Below are 23111 nucleotides of genomic sequence, written 5' to 3'. Positions count from 1 at the left end.
CGCCGAAGCCGCCGGTCGCCCGCCGCCCGCCTCCTGGTGGCGGCTCTCCCCAGAACACCGCTTGACCTTCAGTGAGGAATGGCATGTCAGTTGACAACACCCGCAGCGATGCAGGGCTTGCCGGGGAACCCATAGCCGTCGTCGGGATGTCCTGCCGCTTCCCCGGCGCCCACGATCCCGAGGCGTACTGGCGGCTGCTCGTGACCGGGCAGGACGCCGTCACCGACACGCCCGCCGAGCGCGCGGAGCTCGGCCTCGGCATCGAGCACGGCCCGGCCGGCAAGGGTGCCTTCCTCGACGGGATCGACCGCTTCGACCCGGGCTTCTTCAACATCCCGCCGCGCGAGGCGGCGATGATGGACCCGCAGCAGCGGCTCGTCCTCGAACTGGGCTGGGAGGCCCTGGAGCAGGCCGGCGTCGTCCCCGCCGACCTCCAGGGCGGCGACACCGGCATCTTCCTCGGCGCGACCACCGGCGACTACGCCGACCTCGTGCACCGCGCCACCGACGGCTCGAACGTCACGCACCACTCCTTCACCGGCCTCGACCGCAGCCTCATCGCCAACCGCGTCTCGTACGTGCTCGGCCTGCGCGGCCCGAGCCTGACCGTCGACGCGGGCCAGGCGTCCTCCCTCGTCGCCGTGCACATGGCCTGCCAGTCGCTGCGCAACAGCGAGTCCGAGGTCGCCCTCGCGGGCGGCGTCGAGCTGCACCTGGCACCCGAGAAGACCGCCCTGGCGCAGAAGTTCGGCGGCCTCTCCCCCGACGGCCGGTGCTACACCTTCGACGCCCGCGCCAACGGCTACGTACGCGGTGAGGGCGGCGCCGTCGTCGTCCTGAAGACGCTGCGGCGTGCCCTCGCCGACGGCGACCGCGTGCACGCCGTGCTGCGCGGCAGCGCCGTGAACAACGACGGCGGCGGCGCGGGCCTGACCGTGCCGCACGAGGACGCCCAGCGCGACCTGCTGCGCCGCGCCCACGAGCGGGCCGGGACCGCGCCCGCCGAGGTCGGCTACGTCGAACTGCACGGCACCGGCACCCCCGTGGGCGACCCGGTCGAGGCCGCCGCCCTCGGCGCGGTGCTCGGCGCCGCCCGGCCCGCCGGGGAGCCGCTGCTCGTCGGCTCCGTGAAGACCAACATCGGGCACCTGGGCGCCGCGGCCGGCATGGCCGGGCTCCTGAAGGTCGTCCTCTCCCTCACGCACGGCCAGCTCCCGCCGAGCCTCAACTACGCCTCGCCCAACCCCCGCATCCCCATGGCCGAGCTGAACCTGCGGGTGCAGGACACGGTGGGCGACTGGCCGGGCGAGGGCGAACGGCTCGCCGGTGTCTCGTCGTTCAGCGTCGGCGGGACCAACTGCCATGTGGTGGTGGCCTCGGCGCCGGAGAGCGCCGAGAGCACGGATGCCGCGGAGGTCGCGAAGATCGCGGAGACCGGAGAGGGCGCGGAGGGCGCGGAGGGTTCCGAAGCCGTGGCGGGCGCGGTGTCGCCGTCCCTGCGCGGCGGCCCGCTCCCCTGGCTCGTCTCCGGCCGCAGCGCCGCCGCCGTGCGCGCGCAGGCCGAGCGGCTCCTCGCCCACCTGGAGGGCCAGGCCGCGAGCGCCGCCGACATCGGGCTCTCGCTCGCCACCACGCGTACCGCCTTCAAGCACCGCGCCGTCGTCCTCGGCTCCGGCCGCGAGGAGCTCACCGCCGAGCTGGCCGCGCTCGCCGAGGGCCGCCGCTCGGCCACGCGGATCAGCGGCACCGCCAAGCCGCGCGAGCGCGTCGTGTTCGTCTTCCCCGGCCAGGGCCCGCAGTGGACCGGCATGGCGGGCGACCTGCTCGACGCGTCGGACGTGTTCCGGGCCCGCATCGACGAGTGCGCGGCCGCGCTCGCGCCGCACATCGACTGGGACCTGGAGGCCGTGCTCAGGGACGCGCCCGGCGCGGCCTCCCTGGAGCGCGAGGACGTCGCCCAGCCCGCGCTGTTCGCGGTCATGGTGTCCCTCGCCGCGCTGTGGCAGTCGTTCGGCGTCGAGCCCGACGCCGTCGTCGGGCACAGCAACGGCGAGATCAGCGCCGCCGTGGTCTCCGGCGCCCTGTCCCTGGAGGACGGCGCGCGTGTGGTGGCGCTGTGGAGCAGGGCGATGCTGGCCGTCGTCGGCCAGGGCACGATGCTCTCGGTGCCGCTGCCGGTCGCCGAGGTCACGCCGCGCCTGTCCGCGTGGCAGGACCGCCTCTTCGTCTCCACCATCAACGGGCCGCGCCTGTTCACGCTGTCCGGTGACGTCGAGGCCATCGAGGCCCTGCAGGCCGAGCTGGTCGCCGAGGGCGTACAGGCCCGGCGCATCCAGATCGACCTGGCGCCGCACTGCGCCTGGATGGAGGTCCTGCGCGAGGAGATCCTCGGCCTCCTGGCGCCGATCCGGCCGCGCACGCCGACGCTGCCGATGTACTCGACGATCACCGGCGAGCTCGTCGACGGGCCGGTCCTCGACGGCACGTACTGGATGAGCAACCTCACCGGCACCGTGAACTTCGAGCGGACCGTCCGGGAACTCGCCCCCGGAACCGACGCGTTCGTCGAGATCACCCCGCACCCGGTGCTCGGCATGGCGCTGCAGCAGATCACCGAGGACGTCGGCTCGGACGCGGCGATCGTCGGCACGCTGCGCCGCGGCGAGGACGGCCGACGCCGCTTCCTCACCTCGCTGGCGCAGCTCAACGCCAGTGGCGCGGAGGTGGATTGGCGTCCCGCGTTCCCGGCGGACGCCTCGGCCGTCGAGCTGCCGACGTACGCGTTCCAGCGGCGCGGCTACTGGCTGGAGGGCCTCGCGGGCACCGGCACCGCCTCTGCCGCGACCGGCACCACGACCCTCGCGGCCCCCGCGGCCGACGCCGTGCCCGCCGCCGGGGACGAGCCGCGCGCCGACCTCGTACCGGCGACGGCCCCGGCACGGGCGGAGTACGGCGCCCAGGCCACCCCGGACGTCTCCGACCACACCGACCTCGACGACGAGTCGGGCCTGCGCGGCCTGAGCCCGGAGGAGACCCTGGAGCGGGCGCTCGACCTGGTGCGCGCCGAGGCGGCCCTGGTGCTCGGCCACGACAGCGGCGCCGACGTCGACCCCGAGGGCGCGTTCATCGACCTCGGCTTCGAGTCGGTGACGGCCGTGGAGATGCGCAACCGCCTGGTCGAGGCGACCGGCCTGAAGCTCCCGGCGACGCTGCTCTTCAACCACCCGACGCCGCAGGACCTCGCCGCCCGCATCGCCGAGGAGATCCTCGGCACGAAGTCCGCGCCGAAGGCGAGCGGACGCAAGGCGGCCGCGCGGAGCGGCGCCGAGGACGACCCGATCGTGATCGTCTCCATGGCCTGCCGCTTCCCCGGCGACGTGACGTCGCCCGAGGACCTGTGGCGGCTCGTCCTCGACGGCCGCGACGCCATCTCGCCGTTCCCCGAGAACCGCGGCTGGCCGCTGGACGCGCTGTTCGACGACGACCCGGACCGCGCGGGCCGCTCCTACGCCCGCGAGGGCGGCTTCCTGCACGACGCGGACCTGTTCGACGCGGAGTTCTTCGGCATCAGCCCGCGCGAGGCCCTCGGCCTCGACCCGCAGCAGCGGCTGATCCTGGAGACGGTGTGGGAGACCGTCGAGCGCGGCGGAATCGACCCCTCCGTGCTGCGCGGCAGCGGCACCGGCGTGTACGTCGGCGCCATCAAGCAGGACTACGGCCCCCGCCTGGACGCCGCCGACGAGACCGCGAGCGGCTACCTGATCACCGGCAACTTCACCAGCGTGGTCTCCGGCCGCGCCTCGTACACCTTCGGTCTGCAGGGCCCCGCCGTCACCGTCGACACCGCGTGCTCCTCCTCGCTCGTGGCCGTGCACATGGCCGCGCAGGCACTGCGGAACGGCGAGTGCGAGCTCGCGTTCGCGGGCGGCGTGACGGTGATGTCGAGCCCCGGTCTGTTCATGGAGTTCAGCCGCCAGCGCGGGCTCTCCCCCGACGGGCGCTGCAAGGCGTTCGCCGACTCCGCCGACGGCACCGGCTGGGCCGAGGGCGCGGGCATGCTGATCCTGGAGCGCCTCTCCGACGCGCGCCGCAACGGCCACGAGGTCCTCGCCGTCGTACGCGGATCCGCGCTCAACCAGGACGGCGCGAGCAACGGCATCGCCGCCCCCAACGGCCCCTCCCAGGAGCGGGTGATCCTGGACGCCCTCGCCAGCGGGGACCTGACCGTCGCCGACGTGGACGCCGTCGAGGCGCACGGCACCGGCACCAGGCTGGGCGACCCGATCGAGGCCCAGGCCCTGCTCGCCACGTACGGTCAGCGCGAGGGCGCCGTGGAGCCGCTGTACCTGGGCTCGCTGAAGTCCAACGTCGGCCACTCGCAGGCCGCGGCGGGCGTCGGCGGTCTGATCAAGATGGTGATGGCGATGCGCCACGGCGTGCTGCCGCGCACGCTGCACGTCGACACGCCCAGCAGCCACGTCGACTGGACCTCGGGGGCCGTCTCGCTCCTGACCGAGGCGCGCCCCTGGCCCGAGACCGGCCGCGCCCGCCGTGCGGGCGTCTCCTCGTTCGGCATCAGCGGCACCAACGCCCACGTCATCGTGGAGCAGGCGCCCGTCGTCGTGCCCGCGCCGCGTGCCGTCGGGCCCGCGCCGGTCCCGGCCACGCCGTGGCTGCTCTCCGGCCGCACCGAGGGCGCGCTGCGCGAGCAGGCGGCCCGCCTCCGGGACTTCGTCGCCGAGCACCCCGAGGGTGAACTCGCCGACATCGGCCTGTCGTTGATGTCCGCGCGCACCCTGTTCGCGCACACCGCGGCCGTCGTCGCCGAGGACCGCGACGGCTTCGTCCGGGGCCTGGCCGCGCTCGCCGCGGGCGAGTCCGCCGCCGAGGTCCTGCAGGGCCCGCCCGCCGTCCCCACGAAGGCGGTCACCGGCCGCTCCACCAAGGGCAGGACGGCGTTCCTGTTCACCGGTCAGGGCAGCCAGCGCCTCGGCATGGGGCGTGAACTGTACGAGAACTGCCCGGCGTTCGCCGTCGCCCTCGACACGGTGTGCGCGCACCTCGACCCGCATCTGCCGCACGCGGTGAAGGACGTGGTGTTCGCCGCCGAGGGCAGCGACGAGGCGGCGCTGCTCGGCCAGACGCTGTACACGCAGGCCTCGCTGTTCGCCGTCGAGGTCGCGCTGTTCCGCCTGATGGAGCACAGCGGCCTCTCCCCCGACTACCTCATCGGCCACTCCGTCGGCGAGCTGGCCGCCGCCCACGTCGCGGGCGTGCTCTCCCTCGCGGACGCCTGCGCGCTGGTCGCGGCCCGCGGGCGGCTGATGCAGGCCGCGCCGGGCGGGGGCGCGATGGTCGCCGTCGAGGCCACCGAGGAGGAGGTCCGCGAGGCCCTGCCCGCGTACGCGGGACGCCTGGACGTCGCCGCGGTCAACGGCCCGCTGGCCGCCGTCGTGACCGGCGACGAGGACGCCGCGCTCGAACTGGCCGCCGCCTTCAAGGAGCAGGGCCGCCGCACCTCGCGCCTGAAGGTCAGCCACGCCTTCCACTCGCACCACATGGACGGCGTCCTCGACGAGTTCCGCGCGGTCGCCGCGGGCCTGACGTACGCCGCCCCGCGCATCCCCGTCGTCTCCAACCTCACCGGCGCCCTCGCCACCCCCGAGGAGCTGGCCTCGCCCGACTACTGGACGAGCCACCTGCGCGGCACCGTCCGCTTCCAGGACGGCGTGCGCGTCCTGCGCGAGGCGGGCGTCACCGCGTACGTGGAGCTCGGCCCTGACGCGGTGCTCGCCGCCATGGTCCGCAACTGCCTGGGCGAGGAGCAGGCCGAGGCGGCCGCGCCCGTCGCGGTGCTCCGCAAGGGCAGGGCCGAGTCCCTGACCGTCGCCGCCGCGCTCGGCCACGCCGCCCTTCGCGGCGCGACGCCCGACACCGCACGCCTCTTCCCCGGCGCCCTGCGGACCGAACTGCCCACGTACGCCTTCCAGCGCGAGCGCTACTGGCTCGACGCGCCCGCCGCCGCGGCCGACGCCACCGGTCTCGGCATCTCCCCCGCCGGCCACCCGCTGCTCGGCGGCATGACGAGCCTCGCCGAGGGCGACGGCCTGCTCCTCACCGGCCGGCTCTCGCTGCGCGGCCACCCGTGGCTCGCCGACCACGTCATCGCCGGTGCCGCGCTGCTCCCGGGCACCGCGATGGTCGAGCTCGCCGTGGCCGCGGGCGACCGCCTCGGCCACGACCGGCTGCGCGAGGTCGTCCTGGAGGAACCGCTGATCGTGCCCGAGGACGGGGCGGTCCGCGTCCAGGTGACCGTCGGCGCGGCCGACGGCTCCGGGCAGCGTCCGGTGGCCGTCCACTCCCGCCGGGAGAGCGCGGGCCAGGGCGAGCCCTGGGACGAGGGCGGCTGGACGCGGCACGCGTCGGGTGTCCTCGCGGTGGACGGCGACGCGCCGACGGACGCCGGGGCGACCTGGCCGCCGCAGGACGCGACGCCGATCGACGTCGACGGCGTGTACGACCGCCTGAACGACCTCGGTTACACCTACGGCCCCGCCTTCCAGGGCCTCGTCGGCGCCTGGCAGGCGGGCGACGACCGGTACGCGGAGGTGGCGCTCCCCGCCGACCTGCACGCCGAGGCCGCCGGGTACGGCGTGCACCCGGCGCTCCTGGACGCGGCCCTGCACGCGCTGCTGCTCGCCGGGCCCGAGGGCGGCCTGAGCGACGAACTGCGGCTTCCGTTCTCCTTCGACGGCGTCACGCTGCACGCCGCGGGCGCCACGGCGCTGCGGGTGCGCCTGACCCCGGCGGGCCGTGACGGCGCCGCCCTGACGGCCGTCACGCCCGACGGCGAGCCGGTGCTCACCGTGGGCTCCGTGGTCCTGCGGGCGCTGCCCGCCGACCGGCTCGCCGTGCGGGCGGCCGCGCACCACGAGGGCCTGTACCGCTTCGGCTGGAAGCCGGTGCGGCAGGCTCCCGCCGCCGCGGAGCCGAACGCCGTCGCCGCGGCGGGCCGTTGGGCCGTGCTCGGCGCCGACCCGCTCGGCCTCACCGCCGCGCTGACCGCCGCCGGGGTGGCCGCCGACGCCTTCGCGGACGCCGCCGCCCTTGCCCCCACGCTCGGCGCGGGCGCCCCGGACGTGGTCGTCCTGACCCGCCCGGCGCCCGGCGCCGAGGGCGTGTCCGGAGCCGTCGCCGACGCCGCGCACACCGCGGCCGCCGACGCCCTGGACGCCGTCCGGCGCTGCCTGACCGACGAGCGCCTGGCCCCGAGCCGGCTCCTGCTGCTCACCGGGGGCGCGGTCGCCGCGGGCGCCGCCGAGAAGGTGGCGGACCTGCCCGGCGCCGCCGCTTGGGGGCTCGTGCGGACCGCGCGCAGCGAACACCCGGGGCGCTTCGCCCTGTTGGACGTGGCGGGAGCCGCTGCCGCCACCGACGGTGCCGAGGCCGCGGCCTCGACCGACGCCACCGGCACCGCGTCCGCCACCGCCGCCGAGGGCGCACCGCCCGCGCAGCTCGACACCGCCGCCCTGGCCGTCGCGGCCGAGGAAGCCGAACTGGCCCCGCACTCACGCAACTTGCGCGAGACCTCCCCGGAGCACACGCCAGCCGCCAACACCCCCGAGGGCACGCCGCCCGCACAGCTCGTCGCCGCCGCCCTGGCCGTCGTGGCCGAGGGAGGCGAACTAGCCCTCCGCGAGGGCGAGTTGTACGAGCCCGCCCTGGAGCGCACCCCGGTCGCCCCGGCCACCCCGGCCACCCCGACCGACGCGACCGACGCGACCGCCGCGACCGCCGCGGACCAGGCGATCCCCGCCCTCGACCCCGAAGGCACCGTCCTCATCACCGGCGGCACCGGCGCCCTCGGCCGTCTCTTCGCCGAGCACCTCGTCACCCGGCACGGCGTCCGGCGCCTGCTCCTGACCAGCCGCCGCGGCCCGGCCGCCGAGGGCGTCGGTGAACTCACCGCGTTCCTGGAGGGTCTGGGCGCCGAGGTCACCGTCGCGGCCTGCGACGTGGCCGACCGCGCCGCGCTCGCGGAGCTGTTGTCCGGCGTACCGGCGGAAGCCCCGCTGACCGCCGTGATCCACACGGCGGGCGTGCTCGCCGACGCGACCCTGCAGAACCTCACGGACGCCGACCTGGACGCGGTCCTGCGGCCGAAGGCGGACGCCGCCTGGAACCTGCACGAGCTGACCGCCGACGCGCCGCTCGCGGCCTTCGTGCTGTTCTCCTCGATCGCGGGCCTCATCGGCAACGCGGGCCAGGCGAACTACGCGGCGGCCAACGTCTTCCTGGACGCCCTGGCCCGCCGCCGCCGCGACCTGGGCCTGCCCGCCACCTCGCTGGCCTGGGGCCTGTGGGGCACCGACGGCATGGCGGGGACGCTGTCCGACGGCGACCTGGCGCGCTGGCGGCGCAGCGGGCTCGCCCCGATCACGGCCGCGCGCGGCGCGGAGATCTTCGACGCGGCCCTCACCACCGCGGACCCGGTGTTCCTCGCGGCCGAGCTCGACCTGGCCGCGCTGCGCGACGCGGACGCCGCGCGGTCCGCGCCCGCGCTGCTGCGCGGTCTGGTGCGCACGGCCCGCCGCCGCACGGTGGCCAAGGCCGTGGCGGCCGGTGCGGACGCGTCCACGTGGGCGCGTACGACGGCGGCGCTGCCCGAGGGCGAGCGGCGGCGGGCGGTCACGGACCTGGTCCGCTCGACCGTGGCGGCCGTGCTCGGGCTCGCGGGCCCGGCGGCCGTCGCCGACGCCGTGGCGTTCAAGGACCTCGGCATGGACTCGCTGACGGCCCTCGAACTGCGCGGGCGGCTCGGTGCCGCCTCCGGTGTGGCCCTGTCGACCACGCTGGTCTTCGACCACCCCTCGCCGGGCGCGCTCGTCGACCACCTCCTCGCCGAGGTCGCGGAGGTCGCCGGTGACGAGCGGCCCGACGAGGCCGCGGGGCCGGTCCCGGCGCGCGCGGCGGCCACGCAGGACGACCCCGTCGTCATCGTCGGCATGGCCTGCCGCTACCCGGGCGACACCCGCTCCCCCGAGGACCTGTGGAACCTGGTGGCGTCCGGCACCGACGCGATCGGCCCGTTCCCGGAGAACCGCGGCTGGGACGTCGAGGACCTGTACGACCCGGACCCGGACCGGCACGGCAAGTCCTACACGCGCCACGGCGGATTCCTCTACGACGCCGACCAGTTCGACGCCGAGTTCTTCGGTCTGAGCACCCGGGAGAGCGTCCGGCTCGACCCGCAGCAGCGGCTGCTGTTGGAGACCAGCTGGGAGGCCGTGGAGAGCGCGGGCATCGCCCCGACGTCCCTGCACGGCACTCGTACCGGCGTGTTCAGCGGCGTGATGTACAGCGACTACACCTCGCGGCTCCACACCGCGCCGGACGACGTGGAGGCGAACCGCTTCATCGGCAACTCGCCGAGCGTGGCCTCCGGCCGCGTGTCGTACACCTTCGGCCTGCAGGGCCCGGCGGTCACCGTCGACACGGCGTGCTCCTCGTCGCTCGTGTCGCTGCACCTGGCGGCGCAGGCGCTGCGCGGCGGCGAGTGCGACCTGGCGCTCGCGGGCGGTGTCGCGATCATGTCGTCGCCCAGCACGTTCCAGGAGTTCAGCCGCCAGCGCGGGCTCTCCGTGGACGGGCGCTGCAAGTCGTTCTCGGAGTCCGCGGACGGGCTCGGCTGGAGCGAGGGCGTGGGCGTGCTGCTCCTCGAGCGGCTCTCCGACGCGCGCCGCAACGGCCACGAGGTCCTAGCGGTGGTACGCGGCTCGGCGGTCAACCAGGACGGCGCGAGCAACGGCATCACCGCCCCGCACGGCCCCTCGCAGGAGCGGGTCATCCGGGACGCGCTCGCCTTCGCGGGCCTGGCCGCCGCCGACGTCGACGCCGTCGAGGCGCACGGCACCGGCACCAAGCTGGGCGACCCGATCGAGGCGCGGGCCGTGCTCGCCACCTACGGCCAGGGCCGCGACGCCGACAAGCCGCTGTACCTGGGCTCGCTGAAGTCCAACATCGGGCACGCGCAGGCGGCTTCGGGTGTCGGCGGCGTCATCAAGATGATCATGGCGATGCGGCACGGCGTGCTGCCCCGCACCCTGCACGTCGACCGGCCGACGACCCACGTCGACTGGACCTCGGGCGCGGTGTCGCTGCTCACCGAGGAGCGGCCGTGGCCCGAGACCGGCCGCGCCCGCCGCGCCAGCGTCTCCTCGTTCGGCGTCAGCGGTACGAACGCCCACGTCATCCTGGAGCAGCCGACCCCCGACCCCGAGGCCGCCGGGGTCGACGCCTCGGCCGACGCCCCGGCGCCCGCCGTGGTGCCGTGGACGGTGTCGGCGAAGAGCCCGGCCGCGCTGCGCGCGCAGGCCGAGCGGCTGCGGGCGCACGTCGCCGGGCGGCCCGACCTCGCGCCGGTCGACGTGGCCGCGTCGCTGGTGCGCGGCCGTGCGGCCCTGGAGCACCGGGCCGTGGTGGTCGCGGGCGGCAGGGACGAGCTCCTCGCCGGTCTGGAGGCCGTCGCCCGGGGCGAGCCGTCGCCGCTGACGGTCGTGGGCAAGGCCCGGCAGGCCGGTGACGCGGTCTTCGTCTTCCCCGGCGAGGACGCCCACTGGGCGGGCGCGGCCCGTGAGCTGATGGAGTCCGAGCCGGTCTTCGCGGACCGGATGCGGGAGTGCGGCGAGGCGCTCGCCCCGTTCGTGGACTGGGACTTCGCCACCGAACTCGCGGGCAGCCCGGACCGCGTCGACATCACGCAGCCCCTGTCGTGGGCCGTGATGGTGTCCCTCGCGGAGCTGTGGCGCGCGCACGGCGTCGAGCCCGCCGCGGTCGTCGGGCACGGCCACGGCGAGCTGGCGGCCGTGGCCGTCACCGGCGGCCTGTCCCTGACGGACGCCGCCCGGGTCGTCGCGGCCCGCGCCAAGCTGATCGCCGGGCACCTCGCGGGCCGCGGCGGCGCGGTCGCCGTGGGCCTGCCGCGCGCCGCGGCCGAGGCCCGGATCACCGGCTCCGCGGGCCGGATCGCCGTCGCGGCCGTCGACAGCCCCTCGTCCACGGTGCTCGCGGGTGAGCCCGCGGCCCTGGAAATGCTGCTCGCGGCCTGCGCGACGGAGCGGATCACGGCCCGCCGCATCGACGGCGGGCACGCCGCGCACACGGCGGCGGCGGACGCGGCGGCGGCCGAACTGCCCGGTCTGCTCGACGGGATCACCCCGCGCTCCTCGCAGGTGCCGTTCTACTCGACGGTGGACAGCGAGGCCGTGGACACCGCGCTCCTGGACGCCGCGTACTGGGCGCGCGGGCTGCGCTCGCCGGTGGAGTTCCACCGCGCGGTCAGCAGCCTGGTGGGCCTCGGCCACCGCACGTTCGTCGAGACCGGCGGGCACCCCGTCCTGACGTCGGCGGTCGTGGAGACCGCGCGCCGCGCGGGCGTCCGGGACGCGGCGGCCGTCGGCACGCTGCACCGCGGTGACGGCGGCCCGGGCCGGTTCGCGCTCGCGCTCGGCGAGGCGCATGCGCAGGGCGTCACCGTGGAGTGGGGCGACCTGCTCCGCGGCGGCCGTACGGTGGCGCTGCCCACGTACGCGTACCAGCGCGAGAGCTACTGGCTGACCGCCGCGAGCAGCGCGCCCGCGCAGAACTCCACCGGGCACCCGCTGCTGAGCCAGGCCGTCGAACTGGCCGGTGGCCAGGGCTGGTTGTTCACCGGGGAGATCGACCCGGACGTGCACCACTGGCTGGCCGACCACACGCTGATGGGCCAGCCGCTGCTTCCGGGCGCGGCCGTCGCCGAGCTCGCCCTGTACGCGGGGCGCAAGTCCGGCGCGGAGCGCGTCAGCGACATCGCCCTGGAGCGGCCGCTGCTGCTCTCCGAGCCGATGGGCCTGCAACTGATGGTGGGCCCGGCCGACGCGGACGGCGCGCGCGCCTTCACCCTCTACTCCCGGCCCGAGGCCGCGGCGAAGGACGACTGGAAGCGGCACGCCGCCGGTGTCCTGGAGGTCGCCGAGCCCACCGCCGACCCGGAGGGTTCCGCGGCCCTGGCCCTGTGGCCGCCGGTGAACGCGGTGCCGGTGCCCATCGACGGCCTCTACACCGAACTCGCCAAGATCGGATACGAGTACGGGCCCTCCTTCCAGGGTCTGCGCGCCGTCTGGCGGCGGGGAGCCGACGTCTACGCCGAGGTGGAGCTGCCCGCCGAGACCCACGCGCGCGGCTTCCAACTGCACCCGGCCGCGCTGGACTCCGCGCTGCAGACCCTGGTCAGCGGCACGAGCGGCGAGGGCACCCGGCTCGTCGTGCCGTTCGCCTGGAGCGGCCTGACCCTCTACACGCCCGGCGCGACCGCGCTGCGCGTCCGTATCCGGCAACACGAAAGGGACTCCTGCTCCGTGCACATCGCCGACGAAACCGGTACGCCGGTTCTCGACGCCGAAACCCTCGCGGTGCGCGAGCTTCCGGCGGAGACGCTCGCCTCGGCCGCTTCGGCCGCATCGGCCGACGGGGCGGCCCTGTTCGCCCTCGACTGGGCCGAACCGCAGACGCCGGGGGCGACCCCGGAGGGAACCTGGGCGGTCGTGGGTCACGACCGCTCCCACCTGACGGGCGTGGTCCGGGCCGCGGGGGTGTCGGTGGACGCCTACCCCGACCTGGCCGGACTGCGCCGGGCGCTCGACGACGGGGCAGCGGTGCCGACCGTCGTCGTCGCCACCGGACCCGGCGGATCCGCCGCACCCAGCGGATCCCCCATCAGCGAGCCCGCCACCAACGGGCCCGCCACGGCCGGTGGGTCCACCGAACCCGGTGGACCCACCGAGGGGCCGGCCGCCGCCACCCGCGCGGCCCTCGCCCTGGCCCAGGACTGGCTCGCCGACTCCCGCCTCGTCGGATCCCGCCTCGCCGTGGTGACCGAGCGGGCCGTCGCGGTCACCGCCGACGAGAGCGTCGACCTGACCGGGGCCCCGGTGTGGGGCCTGCTGCGCTCGGCGCAGACGGAGAACCCGGGCCGCTTCACCCTCATCGACACCGACGGGCGCCCCGAGTCCGCGCCCGGCGTGGTCCAGGCCGCGGCCGGGGACGATCCCCAACTGGCGCTGCGCGCCGGGCGGGTGACGGCGCCGCTGCTGCACGAGCACGAGCCGCGGGCCCCGAAGGAGCAGACCGGGCAGGCCGCCGCCCCGGCCTTCGACAGCACGAGCCACGTCCTGATCACCGGCGGCCTCGGCACCCTGGGCCGTCTGCTCGCCCGGCACCTCGTCACGGAGCACGGCGTACGCCGACTCCTGCTGACCGGCCGCCGCGGCATGAGCACCCCGGACGCCGAGGAGTTCGTGGCCTCCCTGCGGGCCACCGGCGCCGAGGTGCGGGTCGCGGCCTGCGACACGGCCGACCGGGCCGCGCTCGCCGGGGTCATCGGCGCGGTCCCGGCCGCGCACCCGCTGACCGGTGTGGTGCACGCGGCCGGTGTCCTCGACGACGCCGTCATCGGCTCCCTCACCCCGGAGCGCCTGGACACGGTCCTGCGGCCCAAGGTCGCGGGCGCGGCGCTCCTGGACGAGCTGACGCGGGAGCTCGACCTGACCGCGTTCGTGCTGTTCTCGTCGTTCGCGGGCACGCTCGGCACCCCGGGCCAGGCCAACTACGCGGCGGCCAACGCCTATCTGGACGGCCTCGCGCAGCGGCGCCGCGCCGAGGGGCGGCCCGCGCTGTCCGTGGCGTGGGGCCTGTGGGCGGACGAGTCCACGATGACGGGCGGCCTCGGTGAGGCCGATCTGCTGCGGCTGCAGCGCTCCGGCATCGGGACGCTGTCCGCCGAGGACGGGCTCGCCCTGTTCGACGCGGCCCTCGGTGACGGCGCGCCGGTCCTCGCGGCCTTCGTGCTCGACCCGCGCGCCCTGGACAAGGCCACCGCCCCCGCGCTCCTGAAGGGCCTGGCCCCGCACCGGGCGGCGGCCGTTGCGCCCCCGAAGGACTCGGCGGCGGAGCTGCGCGAGAAGCTGGGCCGTGCGCCCGAGCGCGAGCACCGGCACATCGTGCTCCAGCTCATCCGCGCCGAGGTCGCGGCCGTCCTCGGCCAGGAGCCGGGGCAGGTCTCGGCGGGGCAGCGCTTCCAGGACCTGGGCTTCACCTCGCTGACCGCGGTGGAGCTGCGCAACCGGCTGATCGCCGCGACCGGCATCAAGCTGCCGCCGACCCTGGTATTCGACCACCCGACCCCCGGTTCCCTCGCGCAGTGGCTGCTCGGCGCGCTCGCTCCCGAGCCCGTCGAGGAGTCCGCCGCGGACGGCGAAGCCGGTCCGCACGACCCGCAGAACGCCTTGATCGGCACCGACTTGTCCGAGAGCGAAAGCCTCCTGGACGACATGAACACCGACGACTTGATCCGCCTGGCTCTAGGCGACAGCGAGTCCTGACACAGCCCCAGCAGGGAACTATGGAGAGAGACACGATGGCGTCCACATCACCCCAGCAAGTCGTCGACGCGTTGCGGGCCGCGCTGAAGGAGAACGAGCGGCTGAAGGCCGCGAACGCCCGCGCCAAGGAGCGCGACGAGGAACCGATAGCGATCGTCGGCATGGGCTGCCGCTTCCCCGGCGGCGTCAGCTCGCCGCAGGACCTGTGGCAGCTGGTCACCGACGAGGTCGACGCGGTCGGCGCCTTCCCCACCGACCGCGGCTGGGACCTGTCGAACCTGTTCGACCCGGACCCCGACCACGCCGGCACCTCCTACGTCGAGCAGGGCGGATTCCTCTACGACGCCGCGCAGTTCGACCCCGAGTTCTTCGGCATCTCCCCGCGTGAGGCGCACGCGATCGACCCCCAGCAGCGGCTCCTCCTCGAGACCGCCTGGGAGGCCTTCGAGCGCGCGGGCATCGACCCCGCGACGCTGCGCGGCAGCCGCACCGGCGTGTTCGTCGGCACCATGTACGACGACTACGCGGCGCGCCTGTCGCCCGCCCCGGAGGAGTACGAGGCGTACCTGACCATCGGCAGCACCGGCAGCGTCGCCTCGGGCCGGGTGTCGTACACCTTCGGCCTGCAGGGCCCGGCGATCACCGTCGACACGGCGTGCTCGTCGTCCCTGGTGGCGCTGCACCTGGCCGTGAGCTCGCTGCGCCGCGGCGAGTGCTCGCTGGCCCTCGCGGGCGGCGCGACGCTGATGGCGACCCCCAACTCCTTCGTGGAGTTCAGCCGTCAGCGCGGCCTGTCGAAGGACGGCCGCTGCAAGTCCTTCGCGGCGTCCGCCGACGGCACCGCCTGGGCGGAGGGCGCGGGCCTGCTGCTCGTCGAGCGCCTGTCCGACGCCCGCCGCCTCGGCCACCCCGTCCTCGCGGTGGTGCGCGGCTCGGCCGTCAACCAGGACGGCGCGAGCAACGGCCTGACCGCGCCCAACGGCCCCGCCCAGGAAGCCCTGATCAAGCAGGCGCTCGCGGGCACCGGCCTGAGCGGCGCCGACGTCGACCTCCTGGAGGCGCACGGCACGGGCACCCCGCTCGGCGACCCGCTGGAGGCGAACGCGCTGCTCGCCACGTACGGCGCGGCCCGCACCGCGGACAACCCGCTGTACCTCGGCTCCCTGAAGTCCAACATCGGGCACGCCCAGGCGGCCGCGGGTGTCGGTGGCCTCATCAAGCTGACGATGGCGCTGCGGCACGGCGTGATGCCCAAGACGCTGCACGTGGACGAGCCCAGCCCGAACGTCGACTGGTCCAGCGGCACCCTGGAGCTGCTCACCGAGGCCAAGCCGTGGCCGCAGGTCGACCGGCCGCGCCGCGCCGCCGTGTCCTCCTTCGGCATCGGCGGCACCAACGCGCACGTCATCCTGGAGCAGGCCCCCGAGCCCGCCGAGCGGCCCGCCGAGGAGCCGGCCGCCAAGCCGCTGCCCGCCGTCCCGCACGTCCTGTCGGCGACCACCGAGGCCGCCCTGCGCGCCCAGGCCGACCGGCTGCACCAGCACCTGACCGCCGAGCCCTCCGTGACCGCCGACGGCCTCGCGCCACTCGGCCTGTCCCTCGCCACCGCGCGCGCCCACCTGGCGCACCGCGCCGTCCTGACGGCCGCCGACCGCGAGTCGCTCCTGAACCAGCTGCGCGCCCTCGCCGACGACACGGCGGGCGCCGAGGTCGTGCGCGGCAAGGCCGCCGAGGGCCGCACCGCGTTCCTCTTCGCCGGGCAGGGCTCCCAGCGCCCGGGCATGGGCAAGGAGCTGTACGAGACGTTCCCCGCGTACGCCGCGGCCTTCGACGCCGTGTGCGCCGTGGTCGACCCGCACCTGGCCAGGCCGCTGTCCGAGGTGGTCTTCGCCGCCGAGGGCACGCCCGAGGCCGAGCTCCTGAACCGCACCGAGTACACCCAGCCCGCGCTGTTCGCCGTCGAGGTGGCGCTGTTCCGGCTCTTCGAGTCCTGGGGCATCCGCCCGGACGCCGTGCTCGGCCACTCGGTCGGCGCGTTCGCGGCCGTGCACGCGGCCGGGGTGCTCTCCCTGGAGGACGCCGCCCAACTGGCCGTCACCCGCGGCCGGATCATGCAGCAGCTGCCCGCGGGCGGCGCCATGGTGGCGCTGCGCACCTCCGAGGAGGAGGCGGTCAAGCTCCTCGCCGGGTTCGAGGGCAAGGTGTCGCTCGCCGCCGTCAACGGCCCCGCCGCGACCGTGCTCTCCGGCGACAAGGAGGCGCTCGCCGCCGCCGTCAAGCCGTTCGAGGAGGCGGGTGGCAAGGCGACCTGGCTGAAGGTCAGCCACGCCTTCCACTCCCCGCTGATGGAGCCGGCGCTCGCCGAGTTCCGCGCGCTCGCCGCCCGCCTGGAGTTCAACTTCCCCGAGCTGACGGTCGTCTCGGACCTCACCGGGCAGCCGGTGGAGCCCGACGAGCTGGCCAGCCCCGACTACTGGGTGCGGCACATGCGCAACGCGGTCCGCTTCCAGGACGGTGTGCACAGCCTCGCCGCCGACGGCTGCGTCCGGTTCCTGGAGATGGGCCCGTCCGGCGACCTCACCGCGATGGCCGCGGACGGCCTCGCCGAGCAGCGCACCGCGCGCACCGCGCACGAGCTGATCCCCTCGCTGCGCCGCCGCCACGCGGAGACCGAGACGCTGCTCACCGCGCTCGGCCGCACCCACGCGAGCGGCGGCGACGTCGACTGGGCCGCGGTGTTCGCGGGCCACGGCGCGCACCGCGTCGAGCTGCCGACGTACGCCTTCCAGCACCGCCCGTACTGGCTCGACAAGCGCGTCGTCTCCGGTGACGTGCGCTCGGCCGGTCTGGTCGCGCTCGACCACCCGATGCTGACGGCCGTCGCCGAACTCCCGGAGCTGGACGGCCTGTTGCTGACCGGCCGTCTTTCCCTGGCCACGCACGCGTGGCTGGCCGACCACAAGGTCGGGGACCAGGTCCTGGTGCCGGGCACCGCCCTGCTCGACCTGGCCGCGCGCTCCGCCCGCGAGGCGGGCTACGGCGTCGTGGAGGAGCTGCTCCTCGAGGCGCCGCTGATCGTCGCCGAGGACGCCGAGGTGCAGCTGCGGGTGTTCCTCGCGGCCCCGGACGCCACCGGCAGCCGTGAGGTGACGATCCACTCGCGCCGCGAGGGCGACGCCGAGCTCGGCGGCTGGCTGCGCAACGCCAGCGGCTCCGTCGCCGAGGGCACCGACGAGGCGGCCCCCGCCGACCTCACGGTGTGGCCGCCGCAGGACGCCGAGGAACTGCCCGTCGCCCTGGACGACCTGTACGCCGACCTCACCGCGAAGGGCCTGTCGTACGGCCCGGTGTTCCGCGGCGTCAAGGCGATGTACAAGCGCGGCGACGAGGTGTTCGCCGAGGTGGCGCTGCCGGACGACAAGCAGCCCGGCACGGGCGGCTACGGCCTGCACCCGGCGCTCCTCGACGCGGCCCTGCACCCGTCGGCGGCCGGTGGCCTGACCGACTCCTCGGGCGGCAAGACGCTGCTCCCCTACGCCTGGAACAACGCCCGCACCCTCGGCACGGCCGACGCCGCGCTGCGCGTGCGGCTCGCCCCGGCGGGCCAGAACGCGATCTCCGTGGACGTCGCCGACGCCGCGGGCAAGCCGGTGGCGTCGATCGGTTCGCTGGCGCTGCGCCCGGCCGCGATGGCGTCCGCGAGCGACCGCGACGGCCTGTACGTGCCGTCGTGGGAGGCCCTCGCGGAGCTGCCCTCGACCGGCGACACGGACCTGTGGGCGGTCATCGGCGACTTCGCCGACGAGGCGCTGCACGGCGTCGTGCCGCGCCGCTTCGCCGACCAGGCTTCCCTGTCCAACGCCCTGGACGAGGGCGAGGAGGCCCCCGAGGTCATCCTGCTGCCCGTCGCGGCGGGCGCCGCCGACGAGACGCCGGACCCGGCGGCCGTCCGCGACGCCCTGCGGCACGTCCTGACGACCGCTCAGCTCCTCCTCGCCGACGACCGGTTGTCGACGACGCGTCTGGTCGCGGTCACGCGCGGCGCGGTCGCCGTGGACGCCGAGCAGCCCACGGGACGGCTCGGCCAGCGCGCGGTGTGGGGTCTGCTGCGGTCGGCTGTCGCCGAGCACCCGGGCCGCTTCGCGCTCCTGGACGAGGACGGCACGGCCGGTGCGCGGGCGGCGCTCGCGGGCGCGGTCGCCGTCGCCGCCGACGAGCCGCAGCTCGCGCTGCGCGGCGCCACCGGCTACCGCCCGGCCCTGAGCACCACGGCCGCGGGCACCACGCTGCGCCCGCCGCTGAACGAGCCGAACTGGTACCTGGACTACGTCGCCAAGTCGTCGTTCGCGAACCTGTCCTTCGAGCCGTGGCCGGAGATCGCCGAGCCGCTCAAGGAGGGCCAGATCCGCCTGCGGCTGCGCGCCGCGGGTCTGAACTTCCGTGAGGCGCTGCTCGCGCTCGGCGTCATCCACGCCTCCGTAGACGCCAACGCGTCCGACAACGGCGGTGGCGGCGAGGGCGCGGGTGTCGTCGTCGAGGTCGGCCCCGGCGTCACGGACCTGAAGCCCGGCGACCGCGTGATGGGCCTCATCAACGGCGTCGGCCCGAACACGGTGACCGACCACCGCCTGGTCTGCCGGATCCCCGACGGCTGGTCGTTCCGGCAGGCCGCCGCGGTCCCGGTGACGTATCTGACCGCGTACTACGGCCTGGTGGACCTCGCCCGGCTCGGCGAGGGCGAGTCGGTCCTCATCCACGCGGGTGCCGGTGGCGTCGGCACGGCGGCCATCCAGATCGCCAGGCACCTGGGCGCCACGGTCTACTCGACGGCGAGCCAGGGCAAGTGGGACGCGCTGCGCGCCGCGGGTGTCGCCGACGACCACATCGCCTCCTCCCGGACGCTCGACTTCGAGCAGTCCTTCCTGGGCGTCTCCGGCGGCAAGGGCGTCGACGTCGTCCTGAACTCCCTCGCGGGCGAGTTCGCCGACGCGTCGCTGCGCCTGCTTCCGCGCGGCGGCCGGTTCCTGGAGATGGGCAAGACCGACCGGCGCGACCCGGCCGAGGTGGCCGCGGCGCACGAGGGCGTGGACTACCGCGCCTACGACGTGCGCGAGCCCGGCCCGGACCGCATCCAGGGCATGCTCCTTGAACTCCTTGAGCTGTTCCAGCAGGGCGCCCTCAAGGCCCCGCCGATCTCGGTGTGGGACATCCGGCGCGCGCCCGAGGCGTTCCGCTACCTGAGCGAGGCCCGGCACATCGGCAAGGTCGTCCTGGCCCTGTCCGACCCGGACGAGCCGTACGACACCACCCGCGCCGCCCTCATCACCGGCGGCCTGGGCTGGCTCGGCCGTCTCGTCGCCAAGCACCTCGTGGCCGAGCACGGCGCGCGCAGCGTGGTCCTGATGGGCCGGGGCGCGCCGAAGGAGGACGCGCGGCGGGACATCGACGAGCTGCGCGCGCAGGGCGTGGACGTGCGTGTGGTGGCGTGCGACGCGGCGGACCGGGACGCGCTGGCCGCGGCCCTGGACTCCCTCGCGGCGGACGGCGTGCACGTCGGCAGCGTCCTGCACGCGGCGGGCGTCCTGGACGACGGCATCCTCGCGGACCTCACCCCGGAGAGCCTGGACCGGTCGCTGCGCCCGAAGGTGGACGCGGCGCTGAACCTGCACGAGCTGACCGAGCACCTGGGTCTGGACGCGTTCGTGCTGTTCTCCTCGCTCGCGGGCACCATGGGTTCGCCCGCGCAGGGCGGTTACGCCGCGGGCAACTCCTTCCTCGACGGCCTCGTCGAGTACCGGCGTTCGATCGGCAAGCCCGGCGTGTCCATCGCGTGGGGCCTGTGGGAGGGCGTCGGCGGCATGGGCTCCGGCCTGACCGAGACCGACATCACCCGCATGAGCCGCATCGGCGTCGCGCCGCTGACGTCGGAGCGGGGCCTGGAGCTGCTCGACGCGGCGGTCCGCAGGGATGCCGCGGTGGCCGTGGCCGCCGCCTGGCACCTGGAGGGTCTGCGCGAGCAGGTCGCGAACGGCGGCGCCGTCCCGGCGCTCCTGAAGAACCTGGTCCCGGCCGCCGCCCGCAAGGCCGCGGCGGCGACCGCCGACGCCCCCGCCCAGAGCGCGGGCACCGGCGACCGGCTCCTGGACACGGTCCTGCAGGAGGTCGCGGCGGTCCTCGGCCACGCCTCCGCCGCGGTCGTCGACCCGCACGGCGCCTTCGACCAGATCGGCTTCGACTCGCTGACGGCGGTGGAGCTGCGCAACCGGCTCGGCGCCGCCACCGGCGTGAAGCTGCCCGCCACGTTCATCTACGACTGGCCGACCCCGGCCGAACTGGTGGAGCACCTGAAGGCGGAGCAGGGCTACGTAGAAAACGCTGCGGGCGCTGCCGACACCGCCGAGGCCGCGGGCCCCGCGGACGCCGCCGGTGACCCGCAGGCCCTGCTCGACGAGATCACCAAGCTGGAGTCGGTGTTCGCCGAGGTCACCGGGGCTCAGCTCGGTGACGCGGTGCGCGACACCGTGACCGACCGTCTGAACGCCCTGCTCACCAAGCTCGGCTCCTGAGGAACGGGACCCACATCATGAGTCGCAACAAATGGATTCGTACGTTCCATGCGAAGCCCGACGCCAAGGCCCGCCTGGTGTGCTTCCCGCACGCCGGCGGTCCCTCGATCGCGTTCACCGCGCTGTCGGCGGCGCTGCCCGCCGATGTCGAGCTGCTCGCCGTGCAGTACCCGGGGCGGCAGGACCGCAGGGCGGAGCCGTTCGCGGAGGACGTGACGACGCTCGCCACGGGCATCGTGGACGCGCTCGCCGACTTCGACGACCGGCCGCTGTTCCTGCTCGGGCACAGCTTCGGCTCGCTCGTGGCCTTCGAGTCGGCCCGTCTCCTGCAGGAGCGGGCCGGCCTGGCCCGCCTGTTCGCGTCGGCGGCGTGGCCGCCCTCGGCTGACTGGCGCGCGCACGCCGACGGGGCGCACTCCGACGAGGAGATCCTCGGCCACATCCGGTGGCTCGGCGGCGTGCCGGACGTCATTCTCAACGACCCCGAGATGGTCGCCGAGATGATCCGCCTGATGCGCGGCGACCAGGAGGTCCTCGGCCGCTACCAGGCCAAGGACGGCGCCGCGATCACGGCGCCCCTCACGGTCCTGCTCGCGCGGGACGACCCGAAGAACACGGCCGAGCAGATGGCCGACTGGGAGCGGCACACCACGGGCGAGTACCGCCTGGAGCTGATTCCCGGCGGCCACTTCGCCCTCACCGAGCCCGACCCGGCGGTGGTCCCGCTGCTCACCCGTGTCATCCGTGCGGACCTGGCGCGGGCGGCCGGAGAGGCGGGCGGCGCATGAGCGAGCAGACCGAGCAGACCGAGGGGACCGACCAGGCGCGGCCGCCCCGTGCCGAGATGGTCCGGCAGATCTATCTGGCCGGGATCTCCGGGCGGAAGCCGAAGCTGTCCACGGACCTGACGACGCTGGAGGAGGCGGCGCGCGCGGTCCTGGAGCCGCACGCGCACGCCTACATCGCGGGGGACGCGGGCACCGGCACGACCGGCCACGTCAACCGCGAGGCGTTCGAGCGCTGGCGGCTGCTGCCGCGCATGTGGAAGGGCGTCAGCGAGCGGGACATGTCGGTGACCCTGTTCGGGCAGCGCCTGGACGCGCCGGTGCTCCTTGCGCCGGTGGCCGCGCAGACGGTGGCGCACCCCGAGGGCGAGCTGGCCTCGGTCCGCGCCGCCGCCGAGGTCGGCCTGCCGTTCGTCCTCTCGTCCTTCTCCTCGCACTCCATGGAGGACGTGGCGAAGGCGGCCGGGGACGAGCCGCGCTGGTACCAGCTGTACTGGCCGAACGACCCGGAGGTGGCCGAGTCCCTGGTCCGCCGGGTCGCGCCCGCCGGGTACTCGGCGATCGTGGTCACGGTGGACAACCCCACCTTCGGCTACCGGCCCTGCGACATGGACACCGCGTACATCCCGTTCGTGCACGGCCAGGGCATCGCCAACTTCACCAGCGACCCGGCGTTCCAGGCCCAGTTGCCCGCGGACGGCGGGCCGATGGCGGCCGTCGGGCACTGGGCGAAGATCTCGGGCAACCCGACGCTCACCTGGGACGACCTGCCGCGCCTTCGGTCGTGGACGGACCTGCCCATCCTCATCAAGGGCGTCCAGCACCCGGACGACGCCCGCAAGGCGCTCGCGTCCGGCGCCGACGGTGTCGTGGTCTCCAACCACGGCGGCCGTCAGCTGGACGGCGGTGTGGCCGCGCTCGACGCGCTGCCCGCGGTGCGCGCGGCCCTCGGCCCCGACGTCCCGGTCCTGATGGACTCCGGGGTGCGCACGGGCACGGACGTGGTCAAGGCGCTGGCGCTGGGCGCGGACGCGATCCTGTTCGGCAGGCCGTACCTGTACGGTCTCGCGCTCGACGGGCAGGCGGGCGTGGAGCACGTCCTGCGCTGTCTGCTCGCCGATCTGGACCTGGCGATGACCCTCTCGGGAAGCAGGACCCTCGCGGACATCACGCGGGACCTGGTGGTCCCGTCGGGCCCGCTCGCGTAACAAGCCCGCGTAACAAGCCACTGAAGCGGTCCTGGGCGGCGCCGGAAGGCGCGGCCCCGGACCGCATCGCCCTTTGCGCCCTCCCAGTGCACGCCCCCACTGTAAGGGCCCCCCCCCCGCGCAGGCCACCCCGAC

The 23111-nt window shown here is 75.4% G+C and carries 3 protein-coding genes and 1 pseudogene; all 4 read left to right on the top strand.

The genetic code is table 11. From position 1 onward, the window contains the following. Positions 1 to 83: 83 nt before the first annotated feature. The 4 genes and pseudogenes from ACFVHO_RS01670 to ACFVHO_RS01655 all read left to right on the top strand — a co-directional run bounded on the left by ACFVHO_RS01670 (position 84) and on the right by ACFVHO_RS01655 (position 22976). Positions 84 to 14417, top strand: a complete 14334-nt coding sequence (locus ACFVHO_RS01670) for a type I polyketide synthase (protein ID WP_385708653.1) — start codon at positions 84 to 86, stop codon at positions 14415 to 14417. A gap of 56 nt (positions 14418 to 14473) precedes the next feature. Next, positions 14474 to 20983, top strand: a pseudogene (locus ACFVHO_RS01665) (SDR family NAD(P)-dependent oxidoreductase); the annotation flags it as partial. Between the two features lie 17 nt (positions 20984 to 21000). After that, the gene (locus ACFVHO_RS01660; protein WP_385708650.1) at positions 21001 to 21771 is read left to right on the top strand and encodes a thioesterase II family protein; all 771 of its coding nucleotides are present in this window, start codon (positions 21001 to 21003) and stop codon (positions 21769 to 21771) included. Further along, complete coding sequence (locus ACFVHO_RS01655) at positions 21768 to 22976, top strand: alpha-hydroxy-acid oxidizing protein (RefSeq protein WP_385708647.1); 1209 nt, start codon at positions 21768 to 21770, stop codon at positions 22974 to 22976. The genes ACFVHO_RS01660 and ACFVHO_RS01655 overlap by 4 nt, the downstream gene beginning before the upstream one ends. Positions 22977 to 23111 lie beyond the last annotated feature (135 nt).

It is taken from the genome of Streptomyces sp. NPDC127108, from assembly GCF_042677545.1.
GTDB lineage: Bacteria > Actinomycetota > Actinomycetes > Streptomycetales > Streptomycetaceae > Streptomyces.
Note: the sequence above shows the minus strand (reverse complement) of the source record. Positions and strands in the feature narration are given on the sequence as shown.

Bases quoted from the DNA above. Each gene is read 5' to 3' on its own strand.
- ACFVHO_RS01655 (WP_385708647.1), top strand. From the start codon at position 21,768: ATGAGCGAGCAGACCGAGCAGACCGAGGGGACCGACCAGGCGCGGCCG.
- ACFVHO_RS01660 (WP_385708650.1), top strand. From the start codon at position 21,001: ATGAGTCGCAACAAATGGATTCGTACGTTCCATGCGAAGCCCGACGCC.
- ACFVHO_RS01670 (WP_385708653.1), top strand. From the start codon at position 84: ATGTCAGTTGACAACACCCGCAGCGATGCAGGGCTTGCCGGGGAACCC.